The following is a 15,486-nucleotide window of genomic DNA, read 5'->3' as shown; positions in this document are numbered from 1 at the left end:
CAGTCAACGGGGTCACAGCCAGTCCACGTGGTAGCTCTCGACCCACACCGGGCCGAGCACCCCGCCGCACTCGGCGAACGACGACCTGCCCCGCACCCGCCCGATGGTGCCGGGTTCGTCCCAGCTCGACAGCGGTGTGCGGCAGTGGGCGACGGCGCGGAAGTTGCCCGGCCTGCCGTCCTCGCAGAAGACCTCGACACCGCGCCCGTCCCGCAGGTACTCCTCGTAGCACCCGCGCTCCTGCGTTGCCTGCGCAGGCACCACCACTGCTGCGCTCGCGGCAACGACGACAGCGGCGCAAGCGACGATTCTTCGCATTGTCTCCCCTAGAAAAGTGAGCGGAACCTGCCCGCGTCGAAATTAGCCGGGGAGCTGAACGCCGGCAATTGCGCTGCCGGGTGAACCCTCAATCGCGGAGCGCGATCGCCAGCAGGATCTCCAGCTCCTCGAGGGTGGACCGCGTGGACCGATGGTGGACGCCGACCATGCCGGCCGCCGCGGCACCGCGGACGTTCACCGCGAGGTCGTCGACGAAGACGCACTCGGCCGGTTGCAGGTCCAGCTTCGCGGCCGTGAGCAGGTAGATCTGGACGTCCGGCTTGGCCAGCCCGACCTCGCCGGAGACCACCGCCGCGTCGAAGAGCCCGTGCCAGTGCGCGGGCGGGCTCCACCACCCGTCCGCGTTGGACAGCAACGCGGTCTTGAAGCCCTGCTGCTTCGCCTTGCGCAGCGCGGTGAGCAACGGCGGTTCCGGCGGGTTGTCCTCGCCGGGATCGGTCAGGACGCCGCCGTAGTCCAGCACCAGCGCTTTGAGCATGGTCAGGACCGTACTCCCCACACTTTCGAGTGACGGGCGTCCTGATCCACGAGGTGTGTCGCCTGTTCGACCATGCCCCCAGTTGTCCGCCGCCTGCCCACCTACGAACCGCCCGCGGGTGCGGAGCCGACCGCACCGGACGCGGCCTTCGTGCCCCGCCCGCGCACCCGCCGGTTGTGGAGACCGCCCTCCGAGCCGCCTTCGCCTCCGCTGGACGCCGCCCGGCTGGTCGTGGCCGTCCTGGAGGTGCTCGACGGACGCCGCCCCTGCCGTTCGCTCCAGCAGCTCGCCCAGCCCGCCTGGCCGCCGGCTCGGTCAGTCGGTGCGCCTGCACACCACCGCCTGCTGCGCCCGCCCGCGTCTGCCACCCGACCCGGCTCGCCGCCGAGATCGCCGCCACCGTCCGCCGCGACGACCGCGTGCTCGCGGTGGCCGCCCGCGCCGACCACCGCGACGGCCGCTGGCTGCTGACCGCCTTCAGCGTCCTCGAGTAGCTCGCCCGCCTCTCTCGCCGACCGCACGCGGGGAGCTTTCGTACGCTCACACCGTACGAAAGCTCCCCGCGCACTACTCCGCTTTTCCGCATGCTGGAAGTCACGCGGGAGTCCCGCGTTCCCCTGTGAGAAACGCGGGGGCCCCGCGTTACCTCGTGGGTGACGCGGGGCCCCTGCGTGACGTGAAGGGTGCTGGCTAGCGCTTGCGGCGGTTGCGGGTGCCGGACTGCCCGCCACCGCCGTTGGCCTCACCGTGCTGCTCGACGCCGCCGTCCTCGGCCGGGCCGCTGTAGCTCAGGTGCTGCTCGCCGGGGCCACCGAGACCCTTGCCGCGCAGGGCGGGCGGGATCGCGTTGCCGGTCTGCAGCTGCGCCATCGCCGGGCCGGCCGGAGCCGACGCCTGCTGCTGCGCCTGCTGCTGAGCGCGCCGCGGCACGGGCGCGAGCACGGGCACCCGTCGCCGGCAGCGGCTGCGGGGCCTGGCTCAGCAGGACCGGAACCTCCGGCTCCGGCTGGGGCTCCGGCTCCGCCGCCTCGACCTGCAGGTTGAACAGGAAGCCGACAATCTCCTCCTTCAACGCGTCGAGCATCGCGTTGAACATGTCGAAGCCCTCGCGCTGGTACTCGATGAGGGGGTCGCGCTGCGCCATGGCGCGCAGACCGATGCCCTCCTTCAAGTAGTCCATCTCGTAGAGGTGCTCACGCCACTTGCGGTCCAGGACGGACAGCAGCACGCGGCGCTCCAGCTCGCGCATGGCACCCTCGCCGACGCGGCCGTCGATCTCGGCCTCGCGCTCGCGGTAGGCCTTCAGCGCGTCCTCGACCAGCGCCTCGCGCAGGAACTCGCGGCTGACGTCCTCGTCGGACTCGAGCAGCTCGTCCGCGTCCAGGCTCACCGGGTACAGCGTCTTGAGCGCCGTCCACAGCTTCTCGAAGTCCCAGTCCTCGGCGTAGCCGTCGGCGGTCGCGCCGTTGACGTACTCCTCCACGACGCTCTCGATCATGTGCTCGACCTGTTCCCTCAGGTCCTCACCTGCGAGAACGCGGTGGCGCTCGGCGTAGATCACCGTGCGCTGGCGGTTCATGACCTCGTCGTACTTCAGGACGTTCTTGCGGATCTCGAAGTTCTGCTGCTCGACCTGGGTCTGCGCGCTGCGGATCGCGCGGGTCACCATCTTGTGCTCGATCGGCACGTCGTCCGGCACGTTCAGGCGCGTCATGACCATCTCGACCATCGACGCGTTGAACCGGCGCATCAGCTCGTCCTGCAACGACAGGTAGAACCGCGACTCACCGGGGTCGCCCTGACGGCCGGTACGACCACGCAGCTGGTTGTCGATGCGGCGCGACTCGTGACGCTCGGTGCCGAGCACGTAGAGACCACCGGCCTCGCGCACCTCGTCCGCCTCGGCCTTGCCCTGGATCGTCAGCTCCTCGACGACCTTGGCCCACGCGGCCTCGTACTCCTCCGGCGTCTCCACCGGGTCGAGGCCGCGCTCGCGCAGCTCGTGGTCGGCGATGATGTCCGGGTTGCCGCCCAGCACGATGTCGGTACCACGACCGGCCATGTTCGTCGCGACCGTGACGGCACCCTTGCGGCCCGCCTTCGCGATGATCAGCGCCTCGCGGTCGTGGTGCTTCGCGTTCAGCACCTCGTGCGGAATGCCCTTGCGCACCAACAGCTTCGACAGGTACTCGGAGCGCTCGACGCTCGTCGTGCCGATCAGGACCGGCTGGCCCTTGGCGTGCTTCTCGGCGATGTCGTCGGCAACGGCCTCGAACTTCGCCTCCTCGCTCTTGTAGACGAGGTCGGGCTGGTCCTTGCGCTGCGGCGGCCGGTTCGTCGGGATCGGCACGACGCCCAGCTTGTAGGTCTGGTGGAACTCGGCCGCCTCGGTCTCGGCGGTACCGGTCATGCCACCGAGCTTCTCGTAGAGGCGGAAGTAGTTCTGCAGGGTGATCGTGGCGAGGGTCTGGTTCTCCGCCTTGATCTCCACGCCTTCCTTCGCCTCGATGGCCTGGTGCATGCCCTCGTTGTAGCGGCGGCCGGCGAGCACACGACCCGTGAACTCGTCGACGATCATGACTTCACCGTTGCGGACGATGTAGTCCTTGTCCTTGGTGTAGAGCTCCTTCGCCTTGAGGGCGTTGTTCAGGTAGCCCACCAACGGCGTGTTCGCCGCCTCGTACAGGTTGTCGATGCCGAGCTGGTCCTCGATGAACGAGACACCCTGCTCGGACACACCGACGGTGCGCTTGCGCTCGTCGACCTCGTAGTGCACGTCGCGCTTCATCAACGGGCTCATCCGCGCGAACTCGACGTACCACCGCGCACTCTGCTCGGCGGGACCACTGATGATCAACGGCGTGCGCGCCTCGTCGATCAGGATCGAGTCGACCTCGTCGACGATCGCGTAGTAGTGCCCGCGCTGCACGCACTCGTCCAGGCTCCACGCCATGTTGTCGCGCAGGTAGTCGAACCCGAACTCGTTGTTCGTGCCGTAGGTGATGTCCGCGTTGTACACGGCCCGCCGCTGCTCCGGCGTCATCTCGCTCAGGATCGCGCCGACCTGCAGCCCGAGGAACCGGTGGACACGACCCATCCAGTCCGCGTCGCGCTTGGCCAGGTAGTCGTTCGTGGTGATGACGTGCACGCCCTTGCCGGCGAGCGCGTTGAGGTAGACCGGCATGACACTGGTGAGCGTCTTGCCCTCACCGGTGCGCATCTCGGAGATCTGCCCGAGGTGCAACGCCGCACCACCCATGAGCTGCACGTCGTACGGGCGCTGACCGAGCGTGCGCTTCGCAGCCTCACGGGCCACGGCGAACGCCTCCGGCAGCAGCTCGTCGAGCGACTCGCCCTCGGCGTGGCGCTTCTTGAACTCCTCCGTCTTCGCGCGCAGCTCGGCGTCGGACAGGTCGACCACGTCGTCTTCGAGGTGGTTGATGTGCGCTGCGATGTTGCGCAGGCGCTTGAGCATCTTGCCCTCGCCGGCGCGGAGCAGTCGGGACAGCACCATCTGGATAGACCTCATCACCTGTATCGCGACGCGCCCACGTCGGACGCCTTTCCCCTGCCCATCGTAGGCAAGTCGCCAAGATGTGTGCACAGACACAGGCGGATTGCGGCGGATGACCTGGTATGCGCAGGTCAGGTGCCGGATCTGCGATGCCCCGCAGACCGCCCGGCGCCGGTGCCCCCACCTCGGCTACTGGTGTGGAGAACGCATGAGGACGGTGTGAAGGTTCCTGGTCGGGGCAAGTTCACCTTGACGTTGACTCACTCCCACCCCGATCGGGGGAGAGTCCCACCCGCCGTGCGGCGGGTAGCGCTCACGCGCTGTGCCTCACGGCACGGGTTTCCTGTTTCACCGCCGATCGCGGAAGGGAGGACCCTTGCCGTCTGACATCAGCTCCGCAGGCATCACCCGAGGTGCCTCGGGCTACGGCTCGACCAGCCGCAAGGATGTTCTTGGCCGCGTTCAGGTCCCGGTCGTGCCGGGTGCGGCAGCCCGGACACGTCCAGTGCCGGACGTCCAGGGCGAGGTCGGTCAGCCGATGACCGCAGTTCGAGCAGGTCTTGCTGGAGGGGTACCAGCGGTCGACCACGATCAGCGTGCGGCCCGCACGTGCGCACTTGTACTGAAGCTGACGGCGGAACTCACCCCAACCGGTGTCGGAAATGGCTCGGGCGAGGTACCGGTTGCGGACCATGCCCCTGACGTTCAGATCCTCGATCGCGATCAGATCAGCCGAGCGGACCAGCGTTGTGGTGACGCGGTGCAGGAAGTCCTGGCGAGCGTTGCGGACCTTGCGGTGAGCACGGGCAACTTTGATCTTGGCCTTGCGGCGGTTGCTGCTGCCGCGCCGGCAGCGGGCCATTCTTCGCTGGTAGCGGGCGAGGTTGTGGGCCTTGCGGGCGAGATGCCGAGGGTTGGCGATCCGCTCGCCGTCGCTGGTCACCAAGAAGTCGCGCAAGCCGAGGTCGACTCCAACAGCAGCCCCACAAGGCTCAGAGGGAGAAGGTGTCGTTGTGTCAACGGCGAACGTCACATACCAGCGACCGTCGGGATCGCGGGAGATCACGACCATCGTCGGGGCCAACGCCGCAACGTCCACCTCGTCGAACGACCACGCGAACCGCAGCGGCGTGGCGGTCTTGGCCAGTGTCAACTCGCCCTCGCGCATGCGGAACGCCGAGCGGGTGTAGTGGGCGCTCTGCCGACCCGAGCGGGACTTGAACCTGGGTAACGGGCGCGGCCGGCGAAGAAGTTCTGGAACGCGGTGTGCTGGTGACGCAGGGTCTGTTGCAACGGCACCGACGACACCTCTGACAGAAACGCGAGTTCCTCGGTGCGTTTCCACTCGGTCAGCGCGACGTCGGTCTGTCCGTACGAAGTGCGGACGCCGTCATCGTGGTATCGCCGACGCCGCTCGCTCAAGGTCTTGTTCCACACCAGACGCACACAGCCGAACGTGCGGTTGAGCACCGCGATTTGTTCAGGAGCCGGGTAGGCCCGGCACTTGTACGCCGTCCGCACAGCTACAGAAAGTACCGGATTCGACACCTGCAGTGAGACCTGCCGCCCTCGCGCCCCTCGCGTGGGCGGGGCGAGCGCGCGCCGCCGCCCTCACACGCGAGGGGTGCGAGGGCGGCGGCCGTCGAGGGTGGGTGTGGTTACCGGATCAGGCCAGCCTGATCACGCCGTAGTCGAATCCCTTCCGGCGGTAGACGACGCTCGGGCGTCCGCTGTCGGTGTCGGCGAACAGGTAGAAGTCGTGTCCGACCAGTTCCATCTCGTAGAGGGCCTGGTCGACGGTCATGGGTTTGGCGGCGTGCTCCTTCTCGCGCACCACGCGTCCTGGCAACTTGTCCTCGAGGCCGTCGTCCCACCGCTGCGCGGGCACTTCCGCCATGCCCTCGTAGTCGGCCTCGGGTGCGTCGAGCACCGCGGTCTTCGCGCGGCGCGACGTCATCACCTGACCGTTCTGGTCAGCAGCGGACCCCAGTCCGCTGGTCGCCTCCGCCACCGAGATCGGGGCCCTGGCCCCGTGGTGGACGCGCCTGCGGTCGTGCGACCGACGCAGGCGGTTCTCGAGCTTCGCGACCGCAGAATCGAGCGCGGCGTAGAAGTCACCCGCGCAGGCTTCGGAACGGACCACCGGTCCACGTCCCTTGCCGGTGATTTCGACCCGCTGGCAGTTCTTCGACTGGCGGCGGTTCGGCTCGTGGAAAAGTTCCACGTCGAAGCGGATGACCTTGCGGTCGTAGCGCTCAAGCCGGGCCAGCTTTTCGGCGACGTGCACCCTGTAGTGATCGGGCACCTCGACGTTGCGGCCCTTAACGACGATGTCCATACGCGACCTCCCTCGCTTTGCTGCGAGCTATGGCTGGACTGATTGATCGGGCGCCGTGGCGATCTTGGATCGCAGATGTGTCGCAGAGGGTCGTCCTCCGCAGGTCTCACGGCGCCAGGGTCATGGGCTGTTCGCCTCCTCCCCGCGGGCCGGGAACGCTGATAGCGGTGCACGTTAGCTTGGGATTCACCGTCGCGTAAGCCCCCTTGCCGGGCGAACCGGCAGAAATCTTGGTGACTACACAGCGCGACGACTCACCGCCACAGCTCATGTTCCGAGCGTGGCACGAGCACTGCTCTCCGGCATCTCGCTCACCCATCCGGACCAGCGCAGGACCGACACTCGACGGCAGCGTCACTGCGTCGAAAGGATCCCGTCGCGGCCTCATATCCAGCCAACGGGCGACCCGCGCGTCATGTTCCCGAAACCTCGAAGAGATCGATTCCGATGCCTCCGGACCCAGTTGAGATGGGACCGAACGCAGTTCTTTCAACAGAACCGTTCGGTTTCGCTGACTGATCACGAGCCTGTCACGCGCAGCCCAACAGCAGATTTCGCCCATTCGCACACAAGCCGATGATCTACGCCGTCACCCGGCGAACCATGCATTCCCAGGAATAACCGCTGGTCAGCTCAGCGAGTGAATAAGCGTTAACCGGAGAGCGCCTCGGCGACCCCGCTACCGGCAGCACCGGACCGCACCTAGACACACCCTGCTGTCCGCCACCGCGAGCGGTCCCCACCAGGGCACCTGCAGGCCTAGTGGTCCGACCCACCGGGCAGCGGTCTGAGGCGGCGCGCGACATGGCGCCGAAACATGGGGCTGTCCAAGGTTGGATCCAAACGTGCCACTCCACAGCTCCGGATCTTGGGACAGGACAACGCCCGCGACAACGACCTGGGGATTCCTGTCCAACCAGGACGATCCGGTGATCCACTGTCCGGCACCAACTTCACCCTTGTGGGCGGTGCCGAAAGTCCCGGCAGAACCGTCAACCCCAGGGCCGCGCTGACGCAAGTGCCAGCACGCCCCGCACGCGAGCACCGGCCGACCGCAACGCACGGACACAGGCAGCTGCCGTCGCACCCGTCGTGACCACGTCGTCCAGCAGCACAACAGTTCCCGGCGGCGGCCTCCCGCAAACCAGCACGCGGCCGTCCACGTTCCTGCGGCGCGCACCGGGCCCCAAACCCACGGAATCGGACACCCCCGCCGCGAACGACAGCACCGCACTCACCTCGGCGATCTCCACAGCCCGCGCGATTCTCACCATGTGGTCGCCTCCACGCTCCCGAGCCGCCTCGGCCCGGGACGGCGCCGGCACCAGAACCCACGGCGCGGGCCCGATCGACACCAGCGCCGCCGCCACCAACGCCCCGAACCACGCCACGAGCGCCCGCGCACCCCGCTCCTTGAAGCCGAGGACGAGCTCCCGCACCACGCCGTCGTAGGCCGCCAGCGTCCACACGGGCGGGCCGACACCGGGCACGGAGAGGCGACTGGGCGGGCCGAACGCGCCGAGGCAGGTGGAGCAGCAGGCGGGGCCGGAGCGGCCGCAGCCGGAGCAGCGGGAGGGCACGAGCAGGTCGAGGGTCATGTGGACCAGGATGACGACGGGGTCTGACATTTTTGTGGATCTAGAGGAGCCGCAGGTCAGGGTGAGGTGGGTGGGACGCCAGGCGCTCGGCGAGCGAAGCCGCGGGGCCGGGCCGCGACCGGCCCAACCGGCGTCAGCCCGGGTAGAACGCCAGCGACCCCGCCGACGTTCTGATCGAGCTCGGCCTCCACACGTCCGTGATGTCCGTGGCCATCCACAACCCCGAAGAGTCGATCACCTGCACCGACCGCGAAGGCCCGGCCGCCACCGACCCCACCAGCCCGGTCAGGTTCGACTGGCTGTAGCGGTCCAGCTTGGCGCCGTCGATGTACACCTTGCTCACCGGCAGGGCCGCCAGCGACGACGACACCACCACGATGTCCTGCGACAGCCAGTCCACGGACAGCACCGAGTTGCCCAGCAACGACGGCTGGACCTGCCGCAGGGCGCGCAACGCCACGTCCTGCTGGTTGCGGGACACCGAGGCCACGTGGAGCTTGCCCGCGATGACCAGGGCCGCGCGGGTGCCGTCGCGGGACAGGCGGAGCTCGCTGATCGTGCCGAACGTGGCCAGCTCGGTGATGTTGACGCTCTTGGCGGTCCAGTTGCCGTTGTCGGAACGCGTCACGCGGGCGACGTTGGTGCCGTCGACGACGGTCCAGACCTCCTTGCCCGGTTCCTTCGGGCCGCTCGACAGCTGCCAGGTCGGGCGGGTCAGGGTGGTGGCCGGGAGGTCCACTTCGGACATGGCCTGTTCGGTCTCGCCGACCCGCAGGCGCATGGACCCCCCTGAACGCGTCACCACGGCCAGCCGGGAGCCGTCGAGCGACTGGGCGGCGCTCGCCACGTCGTAGGTGCCGTCGCCGGCCGGGCCCTTGATCGCGACGCCGTCGTTCAACAAGCGCAGGCGGCCGTCGACCACGAGCATGCCCGGCAAGTTCACGTTGGAGGCCAGCAGGGCCTCGCCGGCGGTGGAGGAGACGTCGGACGGGCGGTAGTCGCGCTGGTCGGACAAGATCTGCTGGCCGTCGACCAGGACGCGGATCCGGGACGAGGTGACGCCCTGGAACGACTTCACGACCTGGGCGACGATCTGCTTGTTCTTCTCCGGGGTGCGGTCGTTGCCGACCTTGGTGAGGTTGACCTCCAGCGCCCCGTCGTCGGCTTCCTTGGTGTTCGAGAACTTGTCGGTGTCCGGGCCCAGTGCGGAGACCAGCGTGTCGCGCAGCGCGTCGCCGGGGCCCTTGATCAGCAGCTCGGTCACGCGCGTCGGGATGTCGGTGGCGGGCGGCACGACCACGAACCGCGGGTCGGGGACCAGCACGCTGAACTCCGGGTTGTAGAACCAGAGCACGACGCGGCGGTAGCTGTTGTTGAATACGTTCTGCGGCATGTAGACGCCCGCCGGCGGCTCGGAGATGCGCCACTGGTTCTCGCTGTTGCGCGCCAGCTTCACCGGTGTGGAGAACTCGCCGAGCTGCGGCACGAACGCGTTGTCGTTGGCGCCCAGGCGGCCGACGTTCTTGCCCTGCAACAACACCGTCTGCGTGTTGTCCTGCTGCGTCTGCGGGGCCGGCACGGTCGAGAACGACGTCTCGATGATCGTGGGGCTCTTGGTGTCCCACTTCTTGTCGGCTTCCGGCGTCAGGTACGCCCGCGCGGCCGCGTAGTCGTGGGCCGGGTTGGACGTCGCGCCGATGAAGTCGCGCACCACCTCGAACGGGGCCAGGTCGCGCCGCGGCTCCGGCGCCTGGTTGGTGTTCGAGGCCTTGTTGTCCATGGTGCCGATGGGTTTCGGCTGGGTGTTCGTCGGGATCGCGGCGCACCCCGTGATCGTCACGAGCACGAGGAACACCAACGTCAGCCGTTTCACCGCACTTCCTCCGAAACCTCGTCGGGCACGCCGTCGACCGGTTCCGCCGGCTGCCAGGTGATCTCCTCCGGCGTCAGCTCGACCTCTTCCGGCTGCTCCGCCACCAGCGTCTCCGCGACGACGGCCACCGGGACGGACTCGATCGCGGGCGCCAGCGGCAGCGGGCTCTCCCGCAGCTCCTCGCCGTGCCTGCGCGGCAACGTCAGCCGGAACACCGCGCCGTGGCCCGGTTCGCCCCAGGCTTCGAGCCAGCCGCCGTGCAGTCGCGCGTCCTCCAGCGAGATCGACAGGCCGAGGCCGGTGCCACCGGTGCGGCGGTTGCGCGACGGGTCGGCGCGCCAGAACCGGCTGAACACCAGCTCCGCCTCGCCCTGGCGCAGGCCGACGCCGTGGTCCCGCACGGTCATCGCGACCGCGTCGTCGTTGCCGCGCATGGTGAGCTCGACCGGGTGGCCCTCGCCGTGGTCGATCGCGTTGGCCAGCAGGTTGCGCAGGATCCGTTCCACGCGGCGGGAGTCGAGCTCGGCGATCAGCTCCTCGTCCGGCAGGTCCATCACCACCGGGGAGTTCGCGGTCGCCGCGATCGCGCGCACCGAGTCGTGGGCGCGGCGGGCGAGCACGCGGATGTCGACCTGCTCGGCGGTGAGCTCCTCGACACCGGCGTCCAGGCGGGAGATCTCCAGCAGGTCGCCCAGCAGCGACTCGAACCGGTCGAGCTCGTCGACCAGCAGCTCGGTGGAACGCGCGAGCCCGGCGGGGAACTGCTCGCGCGAGGCGTGCAGGACGTCCGCGGCCATGCGCACGGTGGTCAACGGCGTGCGCAGCTCGTGCGAGACGTCCGAGGTGAACCGCCGCTGCAGCTGGCCGAACTCCTCCAGCTGCTTGAACTGGGCCTGGATCGACTCGGCCATCTCGTTGAACGACTCGGCCAGCCGCGCCACGTCGTCCTCGCCGACGACGTGCATCCGCTCGTGCAACGTGCCGTCCGCGAACCGTTCCGCGACCTCGGCCGCCTGCCGCACCGGCCGCACGACCTGCCGCGTCACCAGGTTCGCGATCAGCGCGAGCAGCATCAGCAGCACGACGCCGCCGACCACCAGCGTCGACTGCACGACCTCGGCGGTGCTCTGCTCCGCGGCCAGCGGGAAGATCAGGTAGAGCTGCATCGACCGCGCCGTGGTGCTCATCGGCAGGCCGACGACGTACAGCGTGGTCGGTTGCCCGGCGCGCTGCACGGTGTGGATCTGGGTGCCCTCGCCGCCGTTCTCGACCATCTCGCGCAGCCCGCGCGGCACGTCGTCCAACGGCCCGACGGAGGGCACACGGGCGCTGGTGGACGCGAGCCCGTCCGCGAGGACGGGCTCGAAGGCACCGGCGCCCGCGGTGGTGGCGTCGGTGCCGGAACTGCCCACGGCCAGCTTGTTGATCGCGCTGGTGAACCGCGTCTGCACGCTGTCAGGACCGGGGTTGAGACCCACCAGGTCCGACTGGATCAGCTGCTGCGACGCCTTCGCCTGGCGCACCGCCGCCTCTTCCTTGGTGGCGAGCAGCTGGTTGGTGATCTGCATCTGCAGCACCATGCCCAGCACGAACACCACCGCGGACGACAGCGCGAGCGTCGACACGACGACGCGCAGCTGCAGCGAGCGACGCCACAGGTCACCGAACGCGGCCCACCGCCGGCGCGCCTCCTCGACGAGGAACTGCGCCTTGGCGGCGACCGGCCGAACGAACTTCATACGCCACCTGTCACGGAGGGCCGGCCTTGTACCCGACACCGCGAACGGTCAACACCACCTCGGGGTGCTCGGGATCCCGCTCCACCTTGGACCGCAGCCGCTGCACGTGCACGTTCACCAGGCGCGTGTCGGCGGCGTGGCGGTAGCCCCACACCTGCTCCAGCAGCACCTCGCGGGTGAACACCTGGCGCGGCTTGCGGGCGAGCGCGACCAGCAGGTCGAACTCCAGCGGCGTGAGCTGGATCGGACGGCCCTCGCGCAGCACCTCGTGGCCGGGGACGTCGATCGTCAGGTCGCCGATCTGGAGCACCTCGGACGGCTCGGCCTCGGTGCGGCGCAGGCGCGCCCGGATGCGGGCGACCAGCTCCTTGGGCTTGAACGGCTTGACCACGTAGTCATCGGCGCCGGACTCGAGGCCCAGCACCACGTCGACCGTGTCGCTCTTCGCGGTGAGCATCACGATCGGCACGCCCGACTCGGACCTGATCGCCTTGCAGACGTCGATGCCGTTCATCCCGGGCAGCATCAGGTCGAGCAGCACGAGGTCGGGCTTGAGCTCGCGCAGCGCGGGCAGGGCACGAGCACCGTCGGCGACCACCGCGGTGTCGAAACCCTCCCCGCGCAACACGATCGTCAGCATCTCCGCCAGGGCGGGGTCGTCATCGACGACGAGCACGCGTGCCTTCATGCTCACCATCGTTGCACTGCCGGTCGCGCGTTCGCGCACCACCCACGTTCCATCGCCGCTGGTGGCGGAGCGCGCTCGTTCGGTAACCGGCCGGAACCCTCGTTCCACGTGCCCCACCTCGCCCGATTTGGCCTGATCGTCGCGTGCATCTTCGCGCGACGGTCACCATTCGTTACCTCGTGGTGTCAGGCCGTGCGGACGGCGGAGGCCAGCCAGATGCGCGCGTCACCCACCTTCCGCGGGTCGGTGATCGCGGGCACCGGGCGTTCGTGGCTGGCGGCCAGGTCGACCGGGTGCGTCACGCCTGCCTGCCAGCCGTGCCCGCCCAGCCACGCGACCGGGTCCTCCACGTCGGAGCGCCAGCCGGCGTCCATCGTGTCGAACCGCTGCTGCACGGCCCTCATCTGCGGCAGCTCGCGGAACGCGCGGTTGACGTGTTCGAGCGCGAGCGTGCTGCCGCGGGCGGACAGCGCGCTCACCCAGTGCAGGACCCACTCGCCGTCGTCCGGCGGCAGAAACATGAAGAGGCCCTCCAGCAACCATGCTGTGGGCCTCTTCGGGTCGAACCCCGCGTGGATCAGCGCGGTCGCCCAGTCGTCGCGTAAGTCGCAAGGGACGACGACTCTCTCGCAGGTGGGTTTGGCACGTTCGTCGTGCAGGGCGTCTTCCTTGAACTCGATCAACTCGGGTAAGTCGAGCTCGTAGACGGTCGTGCCCGGCGGCCAGTTGAGCCGGAACGCTCTTGTGTCGAGGCCCGCGGCCATGAGCACGACCTGGGGCTGGGCCGAGGTGAGCAGCTGGTCGTCGAAGTAGCGGGTGCGCAGGACGAAGTGCTCGCCCGCGAGGGTGCGGACGCCGGTCAGGTCGTTCGCGGAGCCGGCGGCCTCCACGAGCACCTCGGCCAGCGGGTCGTCGAAGAGCCGGTGGAGCTGACGTTGCTCGGTGGCGCGGGCGGCAGCGATCAGGACCGCCGTACGGGCGACTCCGACCGGGGGGCGCTGCAGGACACGCTTCAAATTGTGATCCCCTATTCACTCACAGTTACGTACCGGACACACGATCGTGTCAACGGGTACGCACGTGAGCGACCACTCAAGGGGTGAAGAGTGGTTCCAAAAGCGAATGAAAGTTCACCTTTGACCGCCCGTCCACCACTTGCCACGGGGCCAGCCAGTTGATGTTCGCCAATCCGTCGTAAACGGCGCCGCACCGGGCCTGGAGGCCGCCATCGGATTCGTAGATGTCCCGGGCCCGAGACGCGTCGTCCCGCTCCCGCCTGGCCGCGCGTTCGGCCGCCACCTCGACCGGCACGCGGAGCAGCAGGTGCAGGTCCGGAACGGGCAACCCGAACCGCTCGACCTCCAGCTCGCGGACCCACCGGACGAACTCGCCGTGCTCGTCCTGGTGCAGGCGCGCCGCGCTGTAGGCGGCGCTGGACGCCACGTACCGGTCGAGCAGCACCACGTCGTGCTCCCCGAGGTCCTTGCGGATCTCGTCGGCCGCACCGCGCCGGTCCAGCGCGTACAGCACGGCCATGCCGTAGACGGAGTCGCTGAGGTCGCCGATGTTGCCGTAAAGGGCGTCGCGGACCAGGTCAGCGTGCACGCTGATCCCGTAGCGCGGGAAGGCGTGGCTGGTCACGGTCCTGCCGTCCGCCTCAAGGGCGGCGATCAGACCGTTCGCCAAAGTGCGCTTGCCGGCCCCGTCGAGGCCCTCGATCACTACGAGCTTTCCCACGTCACGAACCCTAACGGGACCGGTTCCGGCCACTCACACGGCCGCAGCGCATCCCCCACACGGGCGAAATCCGATCTTTCGATCACCAGATTGAGTGACTACGGTGAACAGTCACACGGCGCGTGTGTGAAGGGTAGGTGCCGCGGTGGCCGCGGAATCCGGGCACGCCGAGTCGGTCGACGAACCGAACGGTCACCCGACCGGGGGTCTGCCGACCCCTCTCGCCGAGACGCTGCGCTACGGGCCGTTCCACCGCGCACTGCGCGAGGCGATCGCCCACCGTGGCCTCTCGCTCGCACGGCTGCGCGCCCACCTCGAACAACTCGGTGTCCAGGTCGGCCAGTCCACGCTCTCCTACTGGCAACGCGGCCTGCGCCACCCCGAGGTCCCGCGTGCGATAAGCACCGTGCGCGCGTTGGAGTCCGTCCTGCGGTTGCCGCCGTCGTCGCTGTTGGACCTCATCGGCCCGCGCACCGCGAACTCCTACCTGCCGCGTCCAGTGCCGACATGGCCCGATTCGGCCTCGTTGCTCTCCTCGTTCGACTCGGTGCCCGAGGCCGCGCGCAGCAACGCCGACCTCGAAGTGCTCTCCGTGCACGACACCGTGCAGATCGGCATGCACCGCGAACAGCGCTCCATCACCACACGGCTGGTCGTGCGCGCGTTGCGCCAGGGCCCGGACCGCTACCTCGCCGTCCACCAGGGCGACGACGGCGCGATGATCGACAACGCCCTCGTGCGCGCCGGTGAGGGCTGCCGGCAGGGGCGACTGCGCAGGGAGAGCGCTTCCCGCAACCTGGCCGTGGAGATGCTCTTCGACCGCCGACTCTCGGCCGGCGAGGAACACGTCTTCAGCTTCACCGTCGTCGACGACACCGGCGGCGCGACGCCCGGCAACCACCGGACGTTCCGCGACGTCTGCGGCTCCTACCTGGTGCAGCTGTCGTTCCACCGGCGCGCGATGCCCGCGAGGTGCATGAAGCAGTTCCGCGCCTCCCCCGAGGCGACGCCGGTCGACGTCGAGGAGCTCGTGTGCGGGCTCGGCGGCGTGGTGAGCGCCTACTTCAGCGACGTGGGACCGGGGATCGCGGGCATCGCGGTCGAGTGGAGCTAGGTGCGAGGAAAGCGAGAGGGCTAAATCCACGAGTTGTTAGAAGGAAGCCCTCTCATGGCCTCGCATCG

13 protein-coding genes are annotated in these 15,486 nt (G+C 68.9%); 2 read left to right on the top strand and 11 right to left on the bottom strand.

Annotation, left to right across the window (positions count from 1 at the left end; all coding sequences use genetic code 11):
- Positions 1-12: 12 nt before the first annotated feature.
- A complete protein-coding gene (locus BBK82_RS19375) occupies positions 13-261 on the bottom strand; it encodes a hypothetical protein (protein WP_154697387.1) in 249 nt (82 codons plus the stop codon).
- A gap of 145 nt (positions 262-406) precedes the next feature.
- Positions 407-817, bottom strand: a complete 411-nt coding sequence (locus BBK82_RS19370) for an HAD-IA family hydrolase (protein ID WP_065916255.1) — start codon at positions 815-817, stop codon at positions 407-409.
- Between the two features lie 176 nt (positions 818-993).
- Between BBK82_RS19370 and BBK82_RS50355 the strand changes: the two genes are divergently transcribed.
- Positions 994-1,311, top strand: a complete 318-nt coding sequence (locus BBK82_RS50355; protein ID WP_154697386.1) for an Rv3235 family protein — start codon at positions 994-996, stop codon at positions 1,309-1,311.
- A 248-nt stretch (positions 1,312-1,559) separates the two neighbouring features.
- On the opposite strand, the gene secA is transcribed toward BBK82_RS50355, so the two are convergent.
- From secA to BBK82_RS19320, 9 genes are all read right to left on the bottom strand, one after another.
- Positions 1,560-4,331 carry a preprotein translocase subunit SecA gene (gene secA / locus BBK82_RS19360; protein WP_418287492.1) on the bottom strand — a complete coding sequence of 924 codons (2,772 nt, stop codon included), beginning with the start codon at positions 4,329-4,331 and terminating at the stop codon, positions 1,560-1,562.
- A 313-nt stretch (positions 4,332-4,644) separates the two neighbouring features.
- Positions 4,645-5,676 carry an RNA-guided endonuclease InsQ/TnpB family protein gene (locus BBK82_RS19355; RefSeq protein WP_237048266.1) on the bottom strand — a complete coding sequence of 344 codons (1,032 nt, stop codon included), beginning with the start codon at positions 5,674-5,676 and terminating at the stop codon, positions 4,645-4,647.
- Positions 5,677-5,997: 321 nt separating this feature from the next.
- Positions 5,998-6,669, bottom strand: a complete 672-nt coding sequence (gene hpf / locus BBK82_RS19350) for a ribosome hibernation-promoting factor, HPF/YfiA family (protein WP_065916253.1) — start codon at positions 6,667-6,669, stop codon at positions 5,998-6,000.
- A 992-nt stretch (positions 6,670-7,661) separates the two neighbouring features.
- A complete protein-coding gene (locus BBK82_RS19345; protein ID WP_237048265.1) occupies positions 7,662-8,297 on the bottom strand; it encodes a ComF family protein in 636 nt (211 codons plus the stop codon).
- A gap of 103 nt (positions 8,298-8,400) precedes the next feature.
- Entirely contained in the window at positions 8,401-10,140 is a 1,740-nt protein-coding gene (locus BBK82_RS19340) for an LpqB family beta-propeller domain-containing protein (RefSeq protein WP_065916252.1), read from the bottom strand.
- Positions 10,137-11,879 carry an MtrAB system histidine kinase MtrB gene (mtrB, locus tag BBK82_RS19335; RefSeq protein ID WP_065916251.1) on the bottom strand — a complete coding sequence of 581 codons (1,743 nt, stop codon included), beginning with the start codon at positions 11,877-11,879 and terminating at the stop codon, positions 10,137-10,139. Before mtrB ends, BBK82_RS19340 begins: the two co-directional genes overlap by 4 nt.
- Positions 11,880-11,889: 10 nt before the next feature.
- Positions 11,890-12,567, bottom strand: coding sequence for an MtrAB system response regulator MtrA (gene mtrA, locus BBK82_RS19330; RefSeq protein WP_030471262.1), 678 nt, complete (start codon positions 12,565-12,567; stop codon positions 11,890-11,892).
- Between the two features lie 185 nt (positions 12,568-12,752).
- Positions 12,753-13,583, bottom strand: a complete 831-nt coding sequence (locus tag BBK82_RS19325; RefSeq protein WP_218920634.1) for an SAM-dependent methyltransferase — start codon at positions 13,581-13,583, stop codon at positions 12,753-12,755.
- Between the two features lie 76 nt (positions 13,584-13,659).
- Positions 13,660-14,304 (bottom strand): dTMP kinase, encoded by a 645-nt coding sequence (locus BBK82_RS19320; protein WP_065916249.1) that lies wholly within the window; start codon positions 14,302-14,304, stop codon positions 13,660-13,662.
- A gap of 145 nt (positions 14,305-14,449) precedes the next feature.
- Here BBK82_RS19320 and BBK82_RS19315 point away from each other — a divergent pair, with 145 nt between their 5' ends.
- Positions 14,450-15,418: a helix-turn-helix domain-containing protein gene (locus tag BBK82_RS19315; protein ID WP_065916248.1), complete on the top strand. Its 969-nt coding sequence runs from the start codon at positions 14,450-14,452 to the stop codon at positions 15,416-15,418.
- The last annotated feature ends 68 nt before the right edge of the window (positions 15,419-15,486 follow it).

Origin of the sequence: Lentzea guizhouensis (genome assembly GCF_001701025.1) — a bacterium.
GTDB classification, from domain to species: Bacteria; Actinomycetota; Actinomycetes; order Mycobacteriales; family Pseudonocardiaceae; genus Lentzea; species Lentzea guizhouensis.
Note: the sequence above shows the minus strand (reverse complement) of the source record. Positions and strands in the feature narration are given on the sequence as shown.

Coding starts and splice junctions, on each gene's coding strand:
- BBK82_RS19370 (WP_065916255.1), bottom strand. CDS start 817: ATGCTCAAAGCGCTGGTGCTGGACTACGGCGGCGTCCTGACCGATCCC.
- secA (WP_418287492.1), bottom strand. CDS start 4,331: ATGGTGCTGTCCCGACTGCTCCGCGCCGGCGAGGGCAAGATGCTCAAG.
- hpf (WP_065916253.1), bottom strand. CDS start 6,669: ATGGACATCGTCGTTAAGGGCCGCAACGTCGAGGTGCCCGATCACTAC.
- BBK82_RS19345 (WP_237048265.1), bottom strand. CDS start 8,297: ATGTCAGACCCCGTCGTCATCCTGGTCCACATGACCCTCGACCTGCTC.
- mtrB (WP_065916251.1), bottom strand. CDS start 11,879: ATGAAGTTCGTTCGGCCGGTCGCCGCCAAGGCGCAGTTCCTCGTCGAG.
- mtrA (WP_030471262.1), bottom strand. CDS start 12,567: ATGAAGGCACGCGTGCTCGTCGTCGATGACGACCCCGCCCTGGCGGAG.